At 45.6% G+C, this 24,219-nt stretch carries 20 protein-coding genes; 18 read left to right on the top strand and 2 right to left on the bottom strand.

Annotation, left to right across the window (positions count from 1 at the left end; genetic code table 11):
• Positions 1-205 precede the first annotated feature (205 nt).
• The 14 genes from MKX36_RS14105 (at position 206) to MKX36_RS14040 (ending at position 18,155) form a co-directional block, all read left to right on the top strand.
• Positions 206-1,981, top strand: coding sequence for an ABC transporter ATP-binding protein (locus MKX36_RS14105; RefSeq protein ID WP_117289612.1), 1,776 nt, complete (start codon positions 206-208; stop codon positions 1,979-1,981).
• Positions 1,978-3,816 carry an ABC transporter ATP-binding protein gene (locus MKX36_RS14100; protein ID WP_017427589.1) on the top strand — a complete coding sequence of 613 codons (1,839 nt, stop codon included), beginning with the start codon at positions 1,978-1,980 and terminating at the stop codon, positions 3,814-3,816. Before MKX36_RS14105 ends, MKX36_RS14100 begins: the two co-directional genes overlap by 4 nt.
• Before the next feature lie 129 nt (positions 3,817-3,945).
• Complete coding sequence (gene purT, locus MKX36_RS14095) at positions 3,946-5,130, top strand: formate-dependent phosphoribosylglycinamide formyltransferase (protein WP_016822131.1); 1,185 nt, start codon at positions 3,946-3,948, stop codon at positions 5,128-5,130.
• On the top strand, positions 5,123-5,584 hold the full coding sequence (locus tag MKX36_RS14090; protein ID WP_016822130.1) for a GNAT family N-acetyltransferase: 462 nt from the start codon (positions 5,123-5,125) through the stop codon (positions 5,582-5,584). The genes purT and MKX36_RS14090 overlap by 8 nt, the downstream gene beginning before the upstream one ends.
• Before the next feature lie 205 nt (positions 5,585-5,789).
• Positions 5,790-6,527 (top strand): CAP domain-containing protein, encoded by a 738-nt coding sequence (locus MKX36_RS14085; protein WP_167437964.1) that lies wholly within the window; start codon positions 5,790-5,792, stop codon positions 6,525-6,527.
• Between the two features lie 226 nt (positions 6,528-6,753).
• Positions 6,754-7,434, top strand: coding sequence for a TIGR00266 family protein (locus tag MKX36_RS14080; protein ID WP_016822128.1), 681 nt, complete (start codon positions 6,754-6,756; stop codon positions 7,432-7,434).
• 174 nt (positions 7,435-7,608) lie between these two features.
• On the top strand, positions 7,609-8,556 hold the full coding sequence (locus MKX36_RS14075) for a GDSL-type esterase/lipase family protein (protein WP_340864912.1): 948 nt from the start codon (positions 7,609-7,611) through the stop codon (positions 8,554-8,556).
• Complete coding sequence (locus MKX36_RS14070; RefSeq protein WP_340864911.1) at positions 8,556-9,632, top strand: ABC transporter ATP-binding protein; 1,077 nt, start codon at positions 8,556-8,558, stop codon at positions 9,630-9,632. Before MKX36_RS14075 ends, MKX36_RS14070 begins: the two co-directional genes overlap by 1 nt.
• Positions 9,625-10,614, top strand: a complete 990-nt coding sequence (locus MKX36_RS14065) for an ABC transporter permease (protein WP_165082424.1) — start codon at positions 9,625-9,627, stop codon at positions 10,612-10,614. The genes MKX36_RS14070 and MKX36_RS14065 overlap by 8 nt, the downstream gene beginning before the upstream one ends.
• Before the next feature lie 98 nt (positions 10,615-10,712).
• The gene (parE, locus tag MKX36_RS14060; protein WP_013371580.1) at positions 10,713-12,692 is read left to right on the top strand and encodes a DNA topoisomerase IV subunit B; all 1,980 of its coding nucleotides are present in this window, start codon (positions 10,713-10,715) and stop codon (positions 12,690-12,692) included.
• A 22-nt stretch (positions 12,693-12,714) separates the two neighbouring features.
• Positions 12,715-15,177 carry a DNA gyrase subunit A gene (gene gyrA, locus MKX36_RS14055; RefSeq protein ID WP_090890238.1) on the top strand — a complete coding sequence of 821 codons (2,463 nt, stop codon included), beginning with the start codon at positions 12,715-12,717 and terminating at the stop codon, positions 15,175-15,177.
• 275 nt (positions 15,178-15,452) lie between these two features.
• Positions 15,453-15,923, top strand: coding sequence for a MarR family winged helix-turn-helix transcriptional regulator (locus MKX36_RS14050; protein ID WP_016822123.1), 471 nt, complete (start codon positions 15,453-15,455; stop codon positions 15,921-15,923).
• Positions 15,924-16,183: 260 nt separating this feature from the next.
• Complete coding sequence (locus MKX36_RS14045; protein WP_117289604.1) at positions 16,184-16,669, top strand: MarR family winged helix-turn-helix transcriptional regulator; 486 nt, start codon at positions 16,184-16,186, stop codon at positions 16,667-16,669.
• Positions 16,653-18,155, top strand: coding sequence for a DHA2 family efflux MFS transporter permease subunit (locus tag MKX36_RS14040; protein ID WP_340866107.1), 1,503 nt, complete (start codon positions 16,653-16,655; stop codon positions 18,153-18,155). Before MKX36_RS14045 ends, MKX36_RS14040 begins: the two co-directional genes overlap by 17 nt.
• Positions 18,156-18,249: 94 nt before the next feature.
• On the opposite strand, the gene MKX36_RS14035 is transcribed toward MKX36_RS14040, so the two are convergent.
• Positions 18,250-18,996, bottom strand: a complete 747-nt coding sequence (locus MKX36_RS14035) for an RluA family pseudouridine synthase (protein ID WP_031461628.1) — start codon at positions 18,994-18,996, stop codon at positions 18,250-18,252.
• Between the two features lie 8 nt (positions 18,997-19,004).
• Entirely contained in the window at positions 19,005-19,868 is an 864-nt protein-coding gene (locus MKX36_RS14030) for a class I SAM-dependent methyltransferase (protein ID WP_013371574.1), read from the bottom strand.
• 443 nt (positions 19,869-20,311) lie between these two features.
• Between MKX36_RS14030 and MKX36_RS14025 the strand changes: the two genes are divergently transcribed.
• From MKX36_RS14025 to MKX36_RS14010, 4 genes are all read left to right on the top strand, one after another.
• Complete coding sequence (locus MKX36_RS14025; protein WP_151255612.1) at positions 20,312-20,770, top strand: flavodoxin; 459 nt, start codon at positions 20,312-20,314, stop codon at positions 20,768-20,770.
• A gap of 20 nt (positions 20,771-20,790) precedes the next feature.
• Complete coding sequence (locus MKX36_RS14020; RefSeq protein WP_340864910.1) at positions 20,791-21,603, top strand: hypothetical protein; 813 nt, start codon at positions 20,791-20,793, stop codon at positions 21,601-21,603.
• Positions 21,604-21,961: 358 nt separating this feature from the next.
• Complete coding sequence (locus MKX36_RS14015; protein ID WP_013371571.1) at positions 21,962-22,615, top strand: HlyD family secretion protein; 654 nt, start codon at positions 21,962-21,964, stop codon at positions 22,613-22,615.
• A gap of 15 nt (positions 22,616-22,630) precedes the next feature.
• On the top strand, positions 22,631-24,148 hold the full coding sequence (locus tag MKX36_RS14010) for a DHA2 family efflux MFS transporter permease subunit (protein ID WP_016822117.1): 1,518 nt from the start codon (positions 22,631-22,633) through the stop codon (positions 24,146-24,148).
• The last annotated feature ends 71 nt before the right edge of the window (positions 24,149-24,219 follow it).

Raw genomic sequence — 24,219 nt, 5'->3', positions numbered from 1 at the left:
GTGTTTTAAGCATACTTCAAAAAGAAAGGAAAACTGAGGAAAAAGCCATATTCAATGATAAGAAAGCGATTTAATTTGTCTAATCACCTACCAATTGCGAACCTGCCTGAAAACGGCCCGTTATCCTCTTTGCCGCCTTGGAACACGGATGGTAAACTTCACTAAGCCATATAACAACGTCGTGCAACTAATGGAGGGACTTGACATGGAAGTGCTCAGGCAACTGCAAGTTTTTTTTCGAGAGAGGAGACATTATCTATTTCTTTCCATTCTATGCCTTGCGATAGCGACGGCCTTGGGACTGGTGTATCCGAACCTGCTCCAACGGCTCATTGATAACGCTATCATTCCCGGTGAGTTTGAGAAAGTTCCGGTTCTGGCTCTGACTGTACTTGGAGTCGTGATCATCAAAGGGTTTATGCAATTTTTACATGGTTTTTTTGGTGGACGGCTAGGTAACTACTTGGCGTATCGACTTCGCAATGCCTGTTACGAAAAGCTGCAATTTTTGTCCTTCAGATATTATGACACTGCCAAAACGGGGGATCTTATGTCCCGTCTGACGGGGGATTTGGAGGCGATCCGCAACTTTATCGGGTTCGGCTTTGCGCAACTCCTCAATGTGCTACTGATGGTCGTATTCGGCTCTATCATGATGCTGTATATTAATTGGCAGCTCACCCTCTTTACGATGATCAGCATGCCATTGCTACTCTTCGTCACATTCAAATTTGAATCACGGATTCATCCCACCTTTCAGGAAATGCGAATTGCTCTCAGCGCCCTGACAACAGCGGTACAAGAAAATATTACAGGTGTGCGAACCGTTAAATCTTTTGCTCGCGAATCCTATGAAGTTGAAAAATTCTCCGTACGTAATGAGCAGTACAAGAGCAACCAGATTCAGGCTGCTTCCTTATGGAGTCGATTTTTCCCCGCGATGGAACTGATTGCCTCGGTCAGTGTGGTTCTTCTCCTGGGGATGGGTGGATATCTGGTTATACAGAAGTCAATGACCTTGGGGCAACTCGTCGCCTTCTTTAGCTTAATTTGGTATATTATCGGTCCCATCTGGAGCATTGGCTTTCATATCAATAACTATACGCAGTCCAAAGCTTCCGGTGAAAGGGTTTTGGAGTTGCTAAACCAGTCTGTAGATGTAACTGATGAAGCTAATGCACTTACACTCAACGCCGATCAGGTGAAGGGACATGTGACGTTTGAACATGTTACCTTTGCTTACGGAAATAAACTACCTGCTGTTGTTGACATCAATCTGGATGCGCCACCGGGATCGGTCATTGGGATTTTAGGAGGAACAGGGTCCGGGAAATCAACTATTATTCAACTACTCATGCGAGCCTACAATGTGAATGCAGGCAGCATCAAGCTGGATGGGACGGATATACGTCATTTGAAAATTCGTGATTTACGTGCTCAAATTTCTTCCGTGTTTCAGGAGACGTTTCTGTTCTCGTCCTCCATACGCAACAATATTGCATATGGATTAAGTCATGTCAGTATGGATGACATCATACGCGTTTCCAAGCTGGCTCAGGCGCATGAATTCATCACTGAATTACCGCTTGGCTACGACACTGTCGTCGGTGAACGTGGATTGGGACTGTCCGGAGGGCAGAAACAACGGATTGCCATCGCACGCGCACTACTCAAAAATCCAAAAATTCTGGTTCTGGATGATGCTACCAGTGCGGTCGACATGGAGACGGAGCATGAAATTCAGTCCGGTTTTCAAGAGGTCATGCGTGGACGCACAACGTTTATTATAGCTCACCGAATCTCCTCGCTTCGTCATGCCAATGAAATTGTGGTGCTTGAGGAAGGACGAATCGTCCAACGTGGAACACATGAACAGCTCATTGCTACTCCAGGTCCATACCAAGATGTGTATCATATTCAATACGCCGATTACATAGCGGAGGCTCCAGACGGTGTATCCGAAGGGCAGGTGAGACCATGAATATTCCAGTAGAAAAAGCCAAACCGTTAAAGAAGCCGACCAATGAGCGCTTTGTCTATCAAGATGATGAGGTTATTGATAAACCGTTTAACTGGGCGGAATTCAAACGTTTGCTAGCATACATGAAACCTTATGCCCGTCAGATTCTGCCGATTCTTCTGGTCATGATGATTCTAGGCACGATTACTAAGCTGACGGTTCCATATTTGATCAGTCTGGCTATTGACAAGGCCATTGCTCCTGCATCGCCTGCACTACCTAGCGTAAAGTTATTGTTGCTCATCACGGGTGCCGTGCTCTTGTTATATTTAATCCAATGGGCAGCCAGCACGTACCGTATTAAATTCACCAATATTATTGGTCAGCGGGTTATTTACGATTTGCGTGAAGATTTGTTCAAGCATATTCAGAAGCTTTCCTTCAACTTTTTTGATAAAAGACCAGCGGGTTCTGTATTAGTACGTGTAACGAATGACATTAACTCGCTACAGGATTTATTTACGAATGGTGCAGTGAACGTCCTGATTGACTGCGTACAGCTTTTCGGAATTATTGTCATTTTGCTGCTTATTAACTGGAAGCTCGGTTTGGCAGTGATTGTGACTGTTCCGATCATGTTTTTGATTTCGACCAAGCTACGAGTACGCATCCGTCGCGCCTGGCAAGAAGTACGCATGAAGAACTCGCGTATCAATTCTCATTTGAATGAATCTATTCAGGGAATTCGTGTGACACAAGCGTATACGCAGGAGCAGGAAAACATGGCTTATTTCGACGATATGAACAGCTCCAGTAAAAAATCGTGGGATAAGGCTTCTGCCATGAATCAGGTCTTTGGCCCACTTATTGATATTACCGGAGGATTAGGTACGCTTGTGCTGTTCTGGTTTGGAGCGCATTTAATTCAGACAGATCAGCTGACGGTGGGTTTGCTGGTTGCATTTGCCAACTATGTAGGGAACTTTTGGGAGCCGATTAATCGGCTAGGTCAAATGTATAATCAGCTCCTGGTTGCGATGGCTTCGTCAGAAAGAATTTTTGAATTCATGGATGAACAGCCGAATATTGCAAACAAACCAGGAGCAAAAGCCTTGCCGCCTATTCGGGGTGATATTCAATTTGATAAAGTCATTTTTGAATATGAAAAGGGACGTCAGGCGCTTAAAGGTATTAATCTTTCTGTCAAGGCAGGTCAATCTATAGCGCTTGTAGGTCATACTGGATCAGGTAAAAGTACAATTATTAATTTGCTCAGCCGTTTTTATGACATTACGTCAGGGCGACTTACTATTGACGGTTATGATGTGCGAGATGTCACAGTGGAGAGCTTACGCAGCCAGATTAGCATCGTGCTGCAGGATACATTTATTTTTTCGGGAACGATACGTGATAATATCCGATTTGGCCGTTTGGATGCAACGGATGAGGAGATTGAAGCGGCTGCGAAGGCGGTCAATGCTCATGAATTTATTGTTCATTTGCCAGATGGCTATGAAACAGAGGTAGAGGAGCGTGGGGGGATGCTGTCCATGGGTCAGCGCCAGCTCTTATCCTTTGCCCGTGCCTTACTGGCTAATCCGCGAATTCTTATTCTGGATGAGGCCACAGCCAGCATTGATACAGAAACGGAGTTGAAAATTCAGGAGGCCCTTCAGGTTCTATTGGAAGGCAGAACTTCTTTTATGGTCGCTCACCGTTTGTCCACCATCCGGAATGCTGATCATATCGTTGTACTGGACCATGGGGAGATCCAAGAAAGTGGTAATCATGAACAATTGATGAAAAAACATGGAATATATCGGGGGCTGGTGGAAGCACAGTTCAGATTTTTGTAAAAAAAAGATCAAAAAATCGCGTTTTTTGTAAATTAAAATGCCGAGCACTATTGCATTCTTGGAGCTAAACCCTGAAAATAAAGATGAAAAGAGATCAGAGCAATATCGTCAGAGGGGGAAGAGTTCAAGATGTGGGGTGCTCCTTTTTCTGCCAAGGCTAAGAAGATGCTACTGCTGGGTAGCGGCGAATTGGGAAAAGAAGTCATTATTGAAGCTCAGCGGCTTGGCGTGGAATGTATTGCTGTAGATCGCTATGAGCTGGCTCCAGCAATGCAGGTGGCCCATCGCTCTCACTGTCTGGATATGCAGGATGCTGAGGCGTTGAAGGCACTAATTCGCAAGGAACAGCCCGACATAATTGTACCTGAAATCGAAGCTATTGCTACGGGTGCTTTGGAAGAATTAGAGCAAGAGGGATTTCACGTAGTACCAACGGCACGGGCCGCTCGTCTTACGATGGACCGGGAGGGTATCCGCAGGTTGGCTGCCGAGAAATTACAGCTTCCGACTGCTGCCTACCGTTTTGCAGATGATTTTGAGCAGTTACGGTCGGCGGTTCAAGAGCTGGGCACGCCATGCGTGGTCAAACCCTTAATGAGTTCGTCGGGTAAAGGGCAGTCTGTATGCCGGACACTCGAAGACGCAGAATCCTGCTGGAATACGGCGCTGGAAGGCGCACGTGCCAAAACGACACGTGTCATTGTTGAAGCTTTTGTCCCGTTTGAGAGCGAAATCACCTTATTGACCGTCAGATCGGAATCAGGCACGACTTTTTGCCCACCGATTGGCCACATTCAAAAAGATGGGGATTATGTCGAATCCTGGCAGCCTCATGGCATGACGGACAAGCAGCTTTCGGAGGCGCAGGACATTGCCCGTACGATTACGGATGAACTGGGTGGTTACGGATTGTTTGGCGTAGAGCTGTTTTTAACGGCTGATAGCGTCATATTCAGTGAAGTATCCCCGCGTCCGCATGATACAGGTATGGTGACCATGATTACGCAGGATTTGTCTGAATTTGCGCTTCATGTACGGGCAATTCTCGGATTCCCGGTGCCATCCGTCACGCTGCTTACACCAGGAGCTTCAGCTACCTTAAAGGCAGAAGTGGCTACGCGCGATTTCGCAATAAGCGGTCTGCATGATGCACTATTGCTACCCCGGACACAGGTGCGAGTGTTCGGGAAGCCTGAAACCAAGCCGGGACGCCGGATGGCTGTAGCGCTTAGCGCTGCAGAAGATGTGGAAACAGCACGGAAGACAGCCAAAGAAGCTGCCAATATGCTGAAAGTGGAGGTAAATCATGTCTAACAGTGTGATGATTCCAGTACTGACAATTCGTTCCGTAGAGCTTGGCGATTGTGAAGCCGTAACTGGACTACTCAGAGAAGTCGGATACCCGATGACTTGTGGTGTTATGAAAGAAGTTATGGGAACAGCGCAGGAGGACAGTCAAGCGAATATGATGGTTGCAGAAATGGATGGTCGTGTAGTCGGAGTAATCGGCATGCATACGGCTCAAAGCCTGGCCTATCCTGATCCTGCTGTACAAATCACCATGCTGGTCGTGAGCGGGGAGTATCGCGGCGAAGGCATTGGCAAGCGGTTGGTTGCTTGTGGTGAGGAGTGGGGGCGTGCGCAAGGATGCTATCATTTATTCATTACTGGAGCGAATAACCGCATCAAACAAGTAGAGGCCCGTGCTTTCTACAACCGAATCGGCTTTGAGAAGCAAGGCTACCGTTTCAGCAAAAAGCTTAGATAATCAGCTTGCAACAAACAATCTAATACTTAAAGCCTCACTATTTTTAACTTCGTCCTGTTCGCCATTGCCGAGCAGGACTATTTTTTTTCCAACTTTTATACCATTGATGATGCTATAAAACATGATATACTGCTAGAGTAAAGATTACAAAGTTGTAACCTGAGACGTTCACACCAAGGCACTTATACAACAAGGAGATGACGAAATGAAGAATATGTTGAAAAAAACACTGGTGATGGGAAGCCTAAGCGCCATTTTATCCGCAGGATTCATCGTTCCGGCATCAGCTTCACCAGCTGACGATTTATCTGCTCAATTACAACAGTGGTTTCAAAATAACGGATACACAGTCAATATGTCCAACGGGACGACGACAATAACAAAGACGGTCATTAAGGATTATTCTGAAAAGGACAAGGCTAAAACAAAAACAGCAAATCCTTCTTCTGACAAGCAAACGACGAATCAGGGTAACCAAAAGGCTTCAAAGTCTGTTAACAAGCAACAGACCCAAACACAAAACACCAACTCAGGTGCAGGTCAGTCTACAGATTCTAATGCACAACTCAGCAAGTCTCAATTTGCAGCTGAGGTTGTAAAGCTTGTAAACAATGAGCGCAGTCAAAAAGGTCTGAAGCCCCTCACATCTAATGCGAAGCTTACAGAAGTAGCCTTAGCGAAGGCGAAGGACATGAGCACGAACAATTACTTTTCCCATACATCTCCGACTTACGGTTCACCCTTTGATATGATGAAAAAATTCGGTGTAACTTATACGTATGCGGGTGAGAATATTGCAATGGGACAAAAAACACCACAAGAAGTGATGAAGGCCTGGATGAACAGCCAGGGACATCGTGAAAATATTTTGAAGGCAGAATATACACAAATCGGTGTGGCTTACTACAATGGATATTGGGTACAAGAGTTCACACGTAACTAAGTTGATAGAGAAAACGTTCTAAACGTCATTTCTGTTTATAAAAAGATAGTGACGTACGTAATTTAGAGACCCGCTGACAACGTTCAGCGGGTCTTTTTATGTCGCTCATGTCATTTCAGGCATAAACCATTGCTCTATACCAGAAAAGACATAAGGGACGTGCTTATAGTATGATGACAGTAAGCTGAATGGATAACAGACTACTTTTGGAAAGCTAGGTGAACAAATGAGCTACGAAATCGTGCATGAAGGTGCTTTTGCTATGCTTAAGGTGCAGTTGAACCCCGGAGAAACCATTAAAGCAGAAATGGGAGCGATGGTTTCCATGTCTTCCAGTGTAGATATAAAGGGGACGGTAGACGGTGGGCTGTTACGTGGTTTAGGCAGAATGCTGAGCGGAGAAAAATTCTTTTTTCAAGAGCTGAGAGCAGCCCGGGGACCCGCTGAAGTACTGCTAGCCCCCGCAAGCATAGGTGATGTACAAGCAGTGGAACTGGATGGCACGTACAGGCTGTTGGTCCAGAAGGACGGTTTTTTGGCCTGTACGGAAGGGATTGAGGTTAGTACCAAAATGCAAAACCTGATGAAAGGTTTATTCTCCGGTGAAGGTTTTTTTATTGTAGAAATCAGTGGCCGCGGCACAGTATTCCTATCCTCGTATGGAGCCATTCACCCCATTTATATCGCGCCAGGAGAGGAGCGTATAATTGATAATGCTCATCTAGTGGCATGGCCGGATTATATGGATTATAGAATTGAAAAGGCATCTAAAGGCTGGTTGTCCAGCGTAACGAGTGGGGAAGCTCTTGTATGTCGTTTTCGCGGTGAAGGAACGGTACTGATTCAAAGCCGAAATCCGGGTAGTTTTGGACAATGGATTAGAAGTTTCATCCCTGATAGCAAATAGTTTCTTTCGTCTGACTGCTGATGATAAGAAGGGTTATTCGCACAAAAAGTATGATAAAAGGATGGGAGTTTTCCATCCTTTTTTAGTATGTTTATGGAAATTTATAAGGGATACTAAACCTCGATTTTCACCTGAACCAGAACGGTTTATTTGCAAAATGACAGGAGAAGCTTTATGTTTATTTCACTAAGCTATCAGGAGGGAACACGAGTGAATTCATCAAAATGGATTTGGCGGTCTGTCGGTTCCGGTTCCATTGCCGCCACACTGCTATTATTGTACGGATTTATTGCAGCAGTACGAAGTATCACGGCTCCAGAGCCATTGGTAAGTACTCAACCTGTACAATCCGGTTCATCGCAGACACAAACTGCACCATCGGCTACTGCTCAAACGGGAGAGTTGCGCGTAGCTGCCATTGGCGATTCGCTAGCCAAAGGAACGGGGGATGACTCCGGAAGTGGTTTTGTGCGCCGGTCGGTGACTTTGTTAAATAATCAGGAAGGACATAAAGCTCAGCTCATAAATAATCTGGGGATTAATGGACTGACGACTCAAGGACTATTAACCAAGCTGGATGAGCCTGGTGTGTCTTATGTACTGAAGAAGGCTAATGTGATTATAGTTTCGATTGGCGGTAATGATTTATTTCAGGGCGTGCAGGCGGCTCAAACCGGCAAAGAGCCACCTACACTCAGTGGTTTGCGCAAAGCTCTGCCTGATGCAGCCAAACGTTTGCAAAAGGTGCTGACAAAGGTAGGAAAAATCAATCCTAATGCTAAAATTGTCTATGTTGGATTGTATAATCCATTCAGTGATCTGCAGGAAATGAAAATTCCCGGTAATCTTGTGGTAACCGAATGGAATATGGCGGCCATGGCAATTACCAACCAAAACAGTAACATGACGCTGGTTCCAACTTTCGATTTATTCGAGCAAAATTTGCCCGTCTATTTATCATCCGATCATTTTCATCCCAACGGACAGGGCTATCAGGCCATCGCTGAACGTATCGCACAAGGGTTTGCTGTTACCGCGACGAAGGATACCGATCATGTAAATCCTAAACAACAGTCTACAAATAGCCAACCTGCAGAAGCGAAAAAGGGAGGGAACAAGTAATGAGCATCCAATCTGCCGACAAGACCGAGGCTGGCGTGACCCAAGATTCGACATCCACAGATGCAATGTCCAGTCTTCACTCCTCCAATCAGGTTGGTAGCGCAGACAGAGACAGCAGCAATAATGAAATCGTGCTCTCTGTTCAGCATGTTAAGAAACGTATTAAACGCAAAATGATCATTCATGATGTAACATTCGACGTTCGCGCAGGTGAAATTTTCGGATTTCTCGGCCCCAATGGAGCTGGAAAAACGACGACTATTCGTATGCTGGTCGATTTAATTAAGCCTACTGAAGGGACAATAACCGTATGCGGTCATAATGTAAATCGTGACCCTGAGCAGGCTTTACGGCATGTTGGTTCTATTGTGGAAAATCCAGAAGTGTACAGCTACCTGACAGGATGGGAAAATTTAGAGCATTTTGCCCGGATGCAGCCTGGTGTAGATGAACAGCGCATTCGCGAGGTGGTTGAGTTGGTTCGGCTCGATCGTCGCATCCATGATAAGGTAAGTACATATTCACTGGGGATGCGTCAGCGTCTTGGCATAGCTCAAGCCTTGCTCGGCAGACCGAAGCTACTCATTTTGGATGAGCCGACGAACGGACTAGACCCCAAGGGAATCAAAGAGATGAGAGCTTTTATCCGTTTGTTAGCGGCCGAAGGCATGGCTGTATTTGTTTCCAGCCATTTGCTTAGCGAGATCCAGCTGCTATGTGATCGTGTGGCAATTATAAGTCGGGGCAAGGTGCTAGCTGTTGGTGGGGTACGGGAACTGGTTGAGACTCACTCGCACATGGCTGTCTGGCAGCTGGAGCCCCGCGATCAGGGCCTTGCCCTATTGCAAAATTCTCCGTATGTGCAAATCATTACGAACGCCGATGAATTAATTGATGACAGCATTGTTGCAGGTAGCGGAGTCGAAGCTATTTTTACAGAAATGGACGAAGAGCATATTGCGGAGCTGGTCGCACACATGACAGCTTCCGGTATTTCCGTTAAAGGTGTAACCAAAATCAATCCTACACTGGAGCAACTATTCCTGAAAATGACGGAAGGTGAGATACTTGAATAATATTTTACCGCTCGTACAAAATGAAACCCTGAAAATTATCAAGAAGAAACGATTTTATGTCATTTTACTTGTTTTGCTTGTGCTTGTGCCGATTTTTACGTACGCTCAGATGAAAGTGGCAGAAAACAATCGCGAAAAATTCGGTAACGATTGGCGTCTGGAACTGCGTCAGGCCATTACTGATAACCAAAACTCGCTCGGCAGCGATAGGGTTCCCGAGGAATGGAAGACCTACCGCCGCGTCTTTGTGCAACAGATGCAATATTATCTGGAAAATGACGTGAATCCTAATGAGCCGAGTGGCGTCACTTTTACCAGAGAGTTTATGGATAATTCCATAAATCTGTTCGTTCCGTTGTTGATCATGGCCATTGCTTCGGACCTGGTTTCAGGAGAACGGACAACAGGCACGATAAAAATGTTGCTAACTCGGCCGGTCAGGCGGTGGAAAATACTGCTGAGCAAGCTGCTGACACTGTATATGTTCGTTTCGCTCATCATTTTGGCCGTATTTGTCATAAGTTATCTCATATCAGGCTTGTTTTTTGGTTATCGTGGTTTTAATGTTCCGGTATTTACCGGCTTTCAAATTGTTGGATCGACGGTGGATTTGTCTGCTGTACATGCCATTCCACAATGGCATTACCTGATGCTGCAAGCCGGATTGATTTGGTTTGTCAGTCTTGTGGTTGCTTCATTAGCCTTTATGGTATCTGTTCTGGTACGTAGTACAGCAGCAAGTATTGTGGTCATGATGGCTGCGCTCATTTCGGGCACTATACTGACCAACATGGCTTCATCATGGCAAAGCGCCAAATATTTATTTATGGTTAACCTCGGATTAACCGATTATTTATCTGGAAGCCCTGCCCCGATTGAGGGAATGACCCTGCCATTTTCTTTAGTTGTACTGGGCATTTGGGGGGCTGCGGCGCTGATTGTTTCATTCGCCGTCTTTACGAAACGGGATATATTGAATTAAAATGGACAAGGTAAAAGAAAACATCTGTTTGCATTTTTGGTGAAAACCATCAAGAATAAGGCAAAACACGGTTATGATTAGACAAAGGGGGAGCATGAATGGTCGACAAAATCGACTTGTCTGCGGGAGCTTCCGGTACACAGAACGGAGCTTCAGAATATGGCGCGGACGACATTCAAGTGCTCGAAGGGCTTGTGGCAGTTCGCAAACGGCCGGGCATGTACATCGGGAGCACCAGTTCTTCGGGACTGCATCATTTGGTATGGGAAATTGTAGACAACGCGGTGGATGAACATCTCGCCAAGTTTTGCTCTCGCATTGATATCACAATGCATAAGGACGGTTCTGTAACAGTATCAGACAACGGGCGCGGTATTCCTACGGGAATGCACAAAATGGGAATTCCTACGCCTCAAGTTGTGTTCACCATTTTGCACGCCGGAGGTAAGTTTGGCGGTTCGGGATATAAAAAGTCCGGGGGTCTGCATGGGGTAGGTGCGTCTGTAACGAACGCTCTTTCGGAATGGCTTGAAGTGGAAATCTACCGGGACGGCAAGATTCACCGTCAGCGGTTTGAATATTGGCAGGACAAGAAGGGCGTGGAGCATGTCGGTGAACCGACCACAGGCCTTGAAGTGCTGGGCAATACTAACAAGACGGGTTCGAAAATTACATTTAAACCGGATATTCGCGTTTTTCAGTCAGGAATTCATTTTAACTATGATACGCTGGCTGAGCGTCTTCAGGAAATTGCTTTTCTGAATTCCGGCCTTCGTATTCAGCTTAAAGACGAACGCAGCGGAAAGTCAGATGAATATTTTTATGAGGGTGGAGCAAGTCAGTTTGTTTCTTTTTTGAATGAGGGCAAGGATGTACTGCATGATGTCATTCATTTTAATGCCGAGAAAGAAGACATTGAAGTGGAGATTGCCATCCAATACAATGCCGGCTACACAGAGACGATTGCTTCGTTCGTTAACTCCATTCCGACACGTGGCGGGGGTACGCATGAAACAGGCTTCAAAACCGCTTACACTCGTATCATGAACGACTATGCACGCAAAACAGCGATGTTGAAGGAAAAGGATAAAAACCTGGAGGGCAACGATCTACGTGAAGGTATGATGGCTGTAATCAGTGTCAAGATGGCCGAGGTTGAATTTGTCGGTCAGACAAAAGATCAGCTGGGTAGTGCTTCGGCGCGGAGTACAGTGGATGCCATCGTGTCTGAACAAATGCAGCGCTTTTTGGAGGAAAATCCACAGATAGCGCAAACCTTGATCAGAAAGGCAGTTCAAGCATCCAAAGCGCGTGAAGCTGCACGTAAGGCTCGGGACGAAATGCGCTCTGGCAAGAAACGTAGTGAAAGTTCTAATTTGAATGGCAAACTGTCGCCTGCGCAGTCTAAAGATTTTACACGTAATGAGTTATTTATCGTGGAAGGCGATTCGGCAGGAGGATCGGCCAAACAGGGACGGGATTCCAAAATTCAGGCGATTTTGCCACTAAAGGGCAAGCCGATGAATCCGGAAAAATCAAAGTTGGCGGATATTATGAAAAATGATGAGTACCGTGCTATTACGGCAGCGATTGGCGCAGGGGTAGGAACAGAGTTCACGCTGGAAGACAGCAATTATTCCAAAATCATCATTATGACCGATGCAGATACGGATGGCGCGCACATTCAAGTACTGTTGTTGACGTTCTTTTATCGGTATATGAAAGAACTCATTGATGCAGGACGCATATTTATTGCTCAGCCGCCATTGTATAAAATAACCCGCAAGTCGGGTAAGCTCGAAACAGTTCGTTATGCCTGGACTGACGAGCAGCTTGATAATTACTTAAAAGAGTTTGGACGGAATTTCGAGCTTCAACGTTATAAAGGACTCGGGGAGATGAACCCTGATCAGTTATGGGAAACGACAATGAATCCCGAGTCACGCACCCTGTTGCGCGTTCAGATTGAGGATGCTGCCAAAGCTGAACGCCGTGTGTCCACATTGATGGGTGATAAGGTGGATCCGCGTAAGCGCTGGATCGTGGAAAACGTGGATTTCACGGAATACGTAGAGTAGTGCTATTAAATGAGGTGTAGACATGAGCTTATCGGAGCAATTTTTGCCAGCTTATCTGGAGGAAATGGTCGGTGACCGCTTTGGCCGATATTCCAAATATATAATTCAGGATCGGGCGATACCTGATGTACGGGATGGATTAAAGCCCGTACAACGCCGGATTCTGTACGCGATGTACGATTCGGGTAATACCCCGGAAAAAGCGTATCGCAAATCCGCCAAAACCGTTGGGGACGTTATGGGTAATTACCATCCTCACGGTGATTCATCTATTTACGATGGGATGGTACGGATGGCGCAGCCTTGGAAAATGAGCCACGTACTGGTGGATGGCCACGGCAACTGGGGTTCTCAGGACGACGATCCTGCGGCAGCTATGCGTTACACGGAGGCACGTTTGTCTCCGATTGCAATGGAAATGCTACGTGATATCGAAAAACGTACGGTTTTGTTCAAGGATAACTTTGATAACTCGGCAAAGGAACCCGTCGTGCTGCCCTCCCGTTATCCTAATCTGTTGGTAAACGGATCTAGCGGGATTTCAGCGGGGTTTGCAACGGAAATTCCAACTCATAGCTTGCGTGAGGTGATTGACGCCACCATCGCAGTGATGGAAAAGCCGCAGATCGAACTGGAAGAGATTATGACCTTTATAAAAGGCCCAGATTTTCCGACTGGCGGACTCATTATGGGTGGCGAAGGCATCAAGGATGCATACAGAACAGGCAAAGGACGCATTTATATCCGTTCCAAAACGGAAATTCAGTCTTTGCGTGGAGGCAAGCAGCAACTGGTTATTACAGAGATTCCATACCAGGTTGTTAAATCCAGGCTCGTAACCGCTATGGAGAACATCCGTCTGGAGAAAAAGGTAGAAGGGATTGCCGAAGTTCGTGACGAGAGTGGACGAAATGGCCTGCGTATTGTTGTCGAGCTGAAGAAGGAAGCGGATGCGGAAGGTATTTTGGCATATCTGCTGAAAAAAACCGATCTCCAGGTGGCTTATAACTTCAATATGGTAGCCATCGTAAACAAAGCGCCGCACCAGCTTGGACTAAAATCCATTTTAGAAGCGTATATTGCTCACCAGCGTGAAGTTGTCACAAATCGCATTAAGTTTGAGCTGGAAAAGGCGGAGGACCGCGCACATGTACTGGAAGGTTTGGTCAAGGCGCTGAACATTCTGGATGAAGTCATCGCGGCTATTAAAGCTTCCAAAAATCGTCAGGATGCACAAAATAATTTGCAATGGATGTTTGGCTTTAGTGAACGGCAGGCGGATTCCATTTTGACTCTGCAATTGTACCGTCTTACGAATCTTGAAATTACCACCCTCGAAAAAGAACTTGCTGACATTCAGAAGAAAATTACTCAATACCGTTCTATTCTGGAAAGTGACCGCAAGCTGATCAGTCTGATCCGCAAAGAGTTGCTGGAAATTCGTGAAAAGTACGGCATTGACCGTCGTTCGGAAATACAGGGTGAAGTAGAAGAGATTAAGGTAAATCTGGAGGTCATGGTTGCGGCAGAGGATGTATTGCTAACTCTCTCGAAAGATGGCTATGTGAAACGTACGAGTATGCTGTCGTTCACTCGTTCTGGCGGGGATCGTTCAAATTCCGGAGTTAAAGAAGGGGACTACATTACTCAGTTCCTTGACGTGAATACACTCGATGTGCTGCTCGTCTTCACCCAGCGTGGACAATACTTTTTGCTGCCTGTGCATCAGATACCGGAGTATAAGTGGAAAGAGCCGGGCACTCCAATCGTCAATGTCATTTCGCTATCGAAGGAAGATCGTATCGTAAGTGTTATTCCGATCAAAAATATAGAGGAAAACGGCAAAAGCCTGGTGTTTGTAACAAAGAAAGGGCAAGTCAAACGAACGGAACTTACAGAATATGCCACAAAGCGTTCCAGTGCTGTAGCAGCCTGCAAGGTGGCTGGCGACGATGAGATATTATCAGTAACATTAAGCGACAATAGCAAAGATATTATGTTGATTACCCGTGCGGGGATGAGCATACGCTTCAAGGAGCAAGAGGTTAATGCCATGGGCCGCGTTTCAGCGGGGGTCAAAGGTATACAACTGGCGGAAGGCGATGAAATTGTTGCAGCACTATGGGTAGAAGAAGACGAAGGAGAGGTGCTGGTACTAACCGAATCCGGTTATGGTAAGCGTACGCTTCTGCTGGATTATCCTTCTCAGGGAAGAGGCGGTAAAGGAATCAGCACCTTCGAATTCAAGGAAGGCAAGCGGGTGCGTTCGAACGGAACTCGAATTGTGGCTGCCTTCTACTGTCGTGAAGCTGTTCAATTATTTGTCATCACATCAGAAGGACAGACGATGTCCTTCCTTTCGGAAAAAGCTCCTTTAACCGATCGCAAGGATACAGGCAAACTGCTGGCTCCGGTGGAGAAGAAGGACGAAATTGTAAATGTGCTGCCGCGTAGTGAGCCTCAGAGTTCGCAGACAGTAGAATAATTGTAAAGTCAAGCGTTTTTTAGCTCGAAAAAGAGGGGTCCTCACGTGCCATTCCAGCACGAATGGGGACCTTTTTGCCGTCATGCTGTCGAACCTTGACCTGTCTCCAAATCCGAAGTGAGACTTCCTTCCCCTTTTCATTTGATGCTCCAAAAACGGCAGGAAACTGAGGGGAAATGGCGAAAATTTAATGTGATGAAATACAATCCGGACGGTGGCCCATATGGTAACTTTGATGCTTTTACTGACCCTGTTATTCAAAGGAGTGAGGCAAAATGCAAACGACCGAATTTGCAAAAATCTGGTCCAGAATGGCTAAGGATTACAAGGTTCATATGGAGCAGCAACTAGCTCCATCACTAACGGAGGCTCAACTCACGGTGCTGGAGGTTCTGAACGAATACGGACGCATGAAGCCGTCTCAACTAATCCCATATCTCGCCACCACACCTGCGGCAGTTACGATGCTATTGGACCGGATGGAGCGGAATCGACTGGTCACCCGGTTCAGAGACGTAAAGGACCGTAGAATTGTATGGATTGTTATTTCAGATCAAGGCAGGGAAGAAGTGGAGCGCGGATTGCAAATTCGCGACGATTTTCTGGGTTCTGCGCTTAACCGAATATCTCAGCACAATCAGAATTTGCTGGTTTATTTGTTGGGGAAAATTACAACGAAGACGAAAGCGGCTGTATCAGCCAGTGAAGATGAGGGAATAAAGGAACAAATAGAGCGAGCAGAATAGCTAATTAGTGGATACATGGAATGTAGCTGTACACAGCAGATTAGCTTTCTAAGGGAATAGAAATGCGCGGATAGATGCCGATCCTGGTATCATTTCCGCGCTTTTTTGTGTCCCAAGTATAGGTAGTGTTTGGGGGAATGTTGACATTTACATAAGAGATGATAAAATAATAGTTATAAATAAATAACAATTCGTATACAAATAGTTACTAGTTTATGTATATGGGTAATGAATATGTATGGGGAAGAAGGATGGTTCTAGTGAGCGACAGAGAGGAAGACAGACTAGAGGTGTATCGGATTATTCAATCGGTAAGGGAGGTTAACAAGACGATATTTTATGCTTTCTGGAACGAGGAGCAGCATTTGGATCTAACGGCCATTCAGCACATGGCTTTGGCCATTCTGAATAAACGCCCCAATATTGGGTTATCCGAGCTGGCAGAGATAGCTCATGTGGGAAGCAGCTCTATGAGCGGGGTGGTTGACCGCTTGACCAAGGCGGGATATATCGCTCGCGGACGGCATGAGCATGATCGCAGATCTTTAGTACTGACGCTTACGACAGAAGGAAAAGATATAATGCAAAAGGTAGACGCCATGTGGATGGAGCGCGTCTTGCCAATTCTGGATATCCCGAAGGAGCAGCTAGAGTTGCTCTTGGATGTTCATAAACAAATGATCATGAAATTAACACCGAAGGGAATGAATCAACTTGAGCAGTCCTCAAATGACACTACCAGGTAATGTCCGCAGAGCACCCATTGTGGCCGCTCTGTTGATTGGCGCAATTGTTGCAATTTTAAACCAGACATTGATAAGTGTGGCTTTACCGAAAATGATGGGTGATCTGAATGTAGATGCCAATATAGCTCAGTGGCTTAGCACAGGCTTTATGCTCGTGAACGGGGTATTGATCCCGGTGACCGCATTCCTGATTGCCCGTTTCTCTACTCGTAAATTGTTTATTAGTGCAATGACTATTTTTTCAATCGGCACGCTGTTATGTGCAATAGCGCCGAGTTTTAGTATATTGCTGATCGGTCGGCTTATTCAGGCTGCGGGCGCAGGGATTATGATGCCATTAATGATGGTCGTTATCTTGAACATCTACCCAATAGAGCGTCGTGGCCGTGCAATGGGAACGCTGGGGCTTGCGATGGGGTTTGCTCCAGCCATTGGACCAACCTTATCTGGTTATATAGTCCAGCATTATGACTGGCGAGTATTGTTCTGGATCATCTTGCCGATTTCCGTGATTTCGATTGTGATCGGATTTATTTTTCTGAAAAATGTAACCGAGCAGTCCAAGCCTAAGCTGGACATTCTCAGTGTTATTTTGTCTACACTCGGTTTCGGTGGGCTGTTATACGGCTTTAGTGATGCTGGAACATCGGGTTGGGGGAGTATTCCAGTGCTGTCTACACTCATCGTCGGGACGATTGCGCTTATTTTATTTATTGTCCGACAACTGAAGGTAGATGAGCCTATGCTGGAGTTTCGTATCTTTAAATACGATGTGTACAGCTTGACGACAATCATTAATGTTATTGTGACGATGGCTCTGTACGCCGGTATGATATTGCTTCCAATTTATTTGCAAAATATTCGCGGATTTACACCACTCCAGTCTGGTATGCTAATGTTACCAGGAGCGATTCTGATGGGGGTCATGTCTCCTGTGACGGGGGCTATTTTTGACCGAATTGGAGCGCGCTGGCTGTCTGTAATTGGGTTGTTGATCATGACTGTAACGACTTGGGAATTTACACGTTTAACCGAATCAACCACCTATATGACATTGTTAATCAATTATACGGTACGAATGTTCGGGATGTCATTGCTGATGATGCCGATCCAAACGGCCGGACTGAATCAGCTTCCACAACGATTAAATGCCCATGGTACGGCGATGGGCAATACGCTGCGTATGATTTCGGGCTCGATTGGGACAGCAATTCTAGTGACGGTGATGTCTACTCAAACCAGCAATCGTTTGACCACGATGGTTGCATCCGAGGGACTGAACGTTACGGACAAAGCGGGAATGCTGGCTGCTAGCAATCAAGCTACGATCTACGGTATTAACTCGGCATTTATAATTGCAACACTATTGAGCGTGACAGCTTTGGTATTGGCGTTTTTTATCAAAAATACGAATGCACAAAACGCTCGTGCCCGTCAACAGCTGGTGAACAGCGAGAAGGGGAAGACCATGGCTTCCTCATCATAAGCATGGATACATTTTCATTTGATTTTTGTGAAAAAAGAGAACCCGCATTGCATGTTTGTTTACATGCAGTGCGGGTTCTTTGTGGTAAGTCTACTCAATTATCCGAAGTAATCATTTTATCATAAAGCGACAAGGGCCACTCACTCCAAGGAAATTGGACAGGAGGCAGTGAATGGAAGCTCATTGCTTCCTTGCTGACCGGATGCGGTGCTCCAGCGAGCAAGGACCAGAGGGCCAGTTGTTGACCGAGGCGGCTCAGATTACCGCCATATTTTTGGTCCCCATAGAGGGGACAGCCGATTGCCTGCATCTGTACACGAATTTGGTGCGAGCGTCCGGTATGCAGCTTAATTTTCACAAGACTGAGTCCAGCAGCTTGTCCGACAACCTGGTATTCCAAAATGGCTTCCTTGGCACCAGCCGTGCCGGGTCGAACCGTTTTGACCGTGTTGGTACGGCTGTCCTTAAGCAGGTAATGGGTTAGACGGCCTTGGAGGGCCTCAGGAACGCCATTCAGAACAGCTGTATACAGCTTGTGAAAATGACGGCTTCGAACCGATTCTGACAAACGAGAAGCTGCTTTGGACGTCTTAGCAAAAATCATGGCTCCACCTACAGGTCGATCCAGCCTGTGCACTAAACCCAAAAAGACGTTACCAGGCTTATTGTGTCTGATTTTCAGATCTTCCTTGAGTAAAGACAGCAGATCGGGATCGCCGCTGGCATCCTCCTGTGTCGGAACATTGACAGGCTTTACAACCGCCAGGACATGATTGTCCTCATATAGGACGGGAATATTCGGCTGTGCATGCTCTTGCCGAGTAAGTTCATCTTGATTCATAAGAGGAATTAAGCCTCCCAGCGTCCGAGAATACCACAAGGCAAATTCAATCCAGAGCGTGTGATCGGCAATCCGATTTCACCGGCGCTAATTTGTCCGCCATACTTTTGTTGCATCGTCATACTCAGCATGTTACGCAATACAGTAGGTGAAATACCTGTCGTGTAGGAGTTGATCAGCATAAACAAGGGTTGGTCCGAAATGATGCTCATGCAGGATTCGAGAAACGGATACAAGCTTTCTTCCAGCTTCCAGGTTTCTCCGTTAGGTCCACGTCCATAAGAAGGAGGGTCCATAATAATGGCATCATAACGGTTGCCCCGACGTTGTTCCCGTTGCACAAACTTGAACACGTCGTCTGTAATGAAGCGTACCGGTCGGTCAGCCAGACCGGACAATTGAACGTTTTCCTTTGCCCACTGCACCATACCTTTGGCTGCATCCACGTGAACTACACTGGCTCCGGCATACGCTGCGGCAGTAGTGGCTCCTCCCGTGTATGCAAACAGGTTCAATACGGAAATAGGTCTACCTGCGCCTTTAATTTTATCCATCATCCAGCTCCAGTTGGCGGCTTGCTCTGGGAAAAGACCAGTATGCTTAAAGCTGGTCGGTTTAATGTGGAATTTAAGCGGTCCATAGCTAATCGTCCAACGCTCGGGGATAGGCTTTTTCATATCCCATTGGCCGCCCCCGGAAGAGCTGCGGTGATAATGCCCATGAACATTACGCCATTCGGCTGTTTCCTGGGTCAAAGGCCATATGATTTGCGGATCGGGACGACGCAGGACAATATTACCCCAACGTTCCAGCTTTTCACCACCGCCTGTATCCATTACTTCATAGTCTTTCCACTCTTGTGCTACATACATGTACAATCCATCCTTCAGCAGTCAATTCGGGATTTAGGCAGCAAGCTGCGCAAATCCCCACATGGAGTCTATTGTACAACAAACCTTAGCAACAATCGAATGATTCCATGAATAAGTAAGTAGTTAGAAGGAGCGAAAATATTTTTTCGAATACACTTGTAATTAGAGCGCTTCCATATTAAAATGAAATCAATCCCACTTGTACGTACAACTATCCCGATTTTCATTCTATTTATGAAAAGAAGAATTGGTTGTACGTACATAATATTTTTACAACTAGTTTTTTAATAGCGAACAGTCGCATATAATGCGACTTTTTTGCGTATAGGTTTACTAAAATACACTTCATGCTTAAAATTTTTATTTGACAATGAGAATCATTATCAAATATTATTTGATTAATAGGGAGTGAAAGCATCCCATATTTCAAATAAAGGTGAGGGATGAACTTGGGTAAAATCATGATTGCTTATGCTAGCATGACCGGTAATACAGAGGAAATCGCGGAATTGATCGCCGAGGGTGTTCGTCAGGCAGGGCATGAGGCAGAGTTGAAGGCTTCGTATGATTGCAGCGCGCAAGAATTGCTCGCATATGACGGATTCCTGTTGGGTGTATATACATGGGGAGATGGTGAGCTTCCTGATGAATTTTTAGATTTTTACGAGGAACTAGACGAGCTTGATCTGTCTGGTAAAAAGACTGCTGTATTTGGCAGTGGAGATACATCTTATACACAATTCTGTGGCGCAGTGGACTTGGTAGAGGAAAAAGTCAAAGAACGCGGCGCATCAGTCATTCAGGAGAGTATGAAGATTGAATTCAATCCACTCGATGATGAGAAGGAGAATTGCCGAGCTTACGGAAGACAATTTGCGCAGGCTGGCATTGGAGTGTCCTGAGAAGAGAGTGAGGGATAGGTATGCGCAATAGCGATAGCTTAAGCGGCTTTCCTCTTCTGCACGACTATCAGCTTGAAGAGATGTGGAGAACTCCGCAGTCAATCCATCAATCACAGAGAAAACGAGGGCGTGAGGGTTGGAATTGGCGGCAAAGGGTTCAATATGCGATAGGGCATGCGCTGAACGAATACTTTGGAATGGAAGTAGAGGTACGGCGAGAAGTCCCTGTTCAGTATGTGCTGGAGAAGTGGTGGCCTAAGCAGTCGAACAGTTTTGAATCTTTGTTCCATTACTGGGATGTCAAAAATAAAGTGTCAGGCGAGTTGTCAAAAATATGTGCCTTAAATAATGACTTATTGGTGCCTGTGATGTTGTATGAACAATTTTGTACAGCGGTACCTGAGTTGGAGGTCGATATTTCGCTGATTATTCAGGCAGCCTGGCAACAATCAGAACAAGCGGATTCATTGCTGATTCAAAAGTATATGGTGGACTACAACCCTAACGTTATTAGTACATTTCATCATTTAACAAATGTATTTTGTTATTATGCATTTGGAGCTCTTCCTCAGCTTATCGAAGTATACTGTCTGCTAGAAGGGAAGAAGGTTCGTTTTCTTCCTGGTTCGGCTTCTTTACAGCAATCTTTGGATTACGTACGACTACTAAAAGACTCCAGAGAGGATATGCATGGTACGGCAGAACGCTGTCGTTGCAGGGGATGTATGGGGCAGCAAGCTTCTCAGCAGAACAGAGCGAATAAGGACAAAAAGGAAGAGCGGGAGGCGAGAAACTGTAGGGATCGGTCAGTTGGACCTACGCTTTTCTCTTAGGAGTATTGTGTGAACCTTTAAATGTAAACTATCCCTTTTCATGAAAGAGCCTTGGAAACAAGGTTCTTTTTTGTGAAAAAAAATTCTGAAAAAACTGAAAATATATATTGCCTGAATAGATAAATATATCTATAATATTTCAATGTACAATAGTTATATGAAAATATTTAAATATAATGAAGACGGTTTGTGGACTATGGATCAGCTTGTCCTACGTACATAAATAAGTCCTGTCTTGTGCATGGCTTGCTGCCATGTGTTTATTTATGCTCTACATTTGGTTTAATGGCCTAATATTTCAATTTTAAAATATTAGCGTTGAATAATAAAAATTTTTTGGACAACAGGGGTGGAACAAGTGAGTAAGAAAACTGTATTGCCGATTCTCATCGTGCTGCTCATTCTGAGTGGTGGAGCTATTGGCTACTATTATTGGTATCAGGCAACACACTTTGTCAAAAGTGACGATGCGCGCATTCAAGCCGATCAGTATAAGGTAATGCCGCAAATCTCCGGTGAGATTAGCCACATTGATGTTGAAGAAGGCGATGTGCTGCAACGCAATGAACCGATTGCCGAGCAAGATGTATCAGGACTGGATGCAAGCATGATCAGCAAGTCTGTACTGCGTGCGCCGATTAACGGAACTGTTATTAAGATTTATTCGAAAGAGCATGAAATTGGAACACCGGGTAGTGCTGTAGCGACTATGGTTGATATGAACAACCTGTATGTATCCACGAATATTGAAGAAACCGATATTAACCGTATTAAACCAGGACAGCTTGTTGACATTACGCTTGATGCAGCAGGCGATCAGGTCATTCAGGGTAAGGTTCGTAAAGTGGGCGAAGCTTCCAATGCAGTGTTTTCGCTCGTTCCTGCTGTGAACACAAGTGGTAACTTTAATAAGGTGACTCAACGTGTACCTGTAGAAATTGCTGTGAACAAGCCGAAGGACATGAAGCTTATCCCTGGGACGAACGTGGAAGTAAAAATTCATACATCTTAAAAAGGAGGGGTCCATGTGGCTGCCAATGAAACTGCTGCTGCTCCTTCGACAGATTCTTCCAAAGAACGCTGGCTTGCCTTTTTTGCTATCGTTTTAGGCGCCTTTGTCGCCATTCTGAACAACAGTCTGATCAACGTCGCCATTCCACGATTGACGACGGATTTAGGGTCAACGACGACACGTATTCAGTGGGTTATTACAGGTTACACGCTTGCATCTGGCGTAATCGTCCCGATTACCGGATATATGGAGCAGCGTATCGGGTACAAAAAGTTTTTGATTCTTGCGCTCAGCGTGTTCTCGCTGGGAACAGGAATATGTATTTTTGCATGGAGTGATTCTTCCCTGATTGCAGCGCGTGTACTGGCTGGTCTGGGCGGCGGTGTCATTATGCCGCTGAGTATGACGATTATTTACAAAATCATGCCGCGTGAACAAATCGGGATGTCCCTTGGTATATGGGGGATCGCCGCAATGGCCGCACCAGCTGTAGGGCCTACGCTGAGTGGCTACTTAATTGAATGGTTTAACTGGCGCTTCTTGTTTATTGTCAGTCTGCCGGTTGCTTTATTTGCCATTTTAATGGTCATCCTTCTCATCAAGGAGCCGCCTAAGGTAACGCCGAAACCGTTTGATCTGCCAGGATTTTTACTAGCGGCAACCTGTGCAGGAACACTCTTGTACGCACTGACAAACGGCCAGCGTGATGGCTGGACTTCTTTTGGGATTGTATCTCTGCTGTTTATTTCTTTCTGGGCACTTGTCTTTCTCATCTATGTAGAAAGCGGCAAGGATAATGCTGTAATTGAAATTTCATTATTCAAAAATTCAAAATATACGATTAGTGTTATCGCCTCCAGTCTGGTCATGATGGGGATGTACGGAGGAACGTTCCTTACACCGTTGTTTTTGCAAAATATTCAGCGCGTGTCACCGATTGATACTGGTATTATCCTCATTCCACAGGCCATTGCCATGGCGGCCATGATGCCTATCGCCGGGAAGCTGTTTGATAAGTTCGGCATTGTGCCTTTGGGACTTGTAGGCCTTACACTAACCAGCTTTATGACCTATCATCTTCATCAGCTTACGCCAGATACTTCGCATGCCTGGTTGGAAACCGTAATGGCATTACGAGGTCTGGGAATTGGTATTTGCATGATGCCATTGTCCACGGTCGGCATGAATGCTGTTCATCCGAGCAAGGTAGCCAATGCGTCTACAGCGTCCAATCTTGTACGTACTGTGGCTGCATCTATGGCGATTGCGGTACTGACCGCTATTATGCAAAGCCGTTCAGCTGCTCATGCCCAGCAAATTTCGGAGTCCATTACGCAGGACTCGGCTCATACGCTACAAGCAACATTGGGTAGCTCATGGATGTCATCCATAAGTAGTTTAATCACACTGGATGCTACATCGAGAGGAATTGGGGATACGTTCCTCATTTCATCTATACCGCTGTTTTGCACGATTCCACTCATCTTTTTGTTTATTCAGAGGAAGAAAGCAAAGACACAGCCGGAAGCTTAATAAAGAGAAATACAAAAATATCGACTGGATGGCTTACATTATTTCCACGGACAGAAAGAAAGGGAATTATC

The sequence above is a fragment of the Paenibacillus sp. FSL W8-0439 genome, assembly GCF_038008995.1.
GTDB classification, from domain to species: domain Bacteria; phylum Bacillota; class Bacilli; order Paenibacillales; family Paenibacillaceae; genus Paenibacillus; species Paenibacillus polymyxa.
The sequence above is the reverse complement of the archived record's forward strand: the minus strand, read 5'-3'. Positions and strand labels throughout refer to the sequence as shown.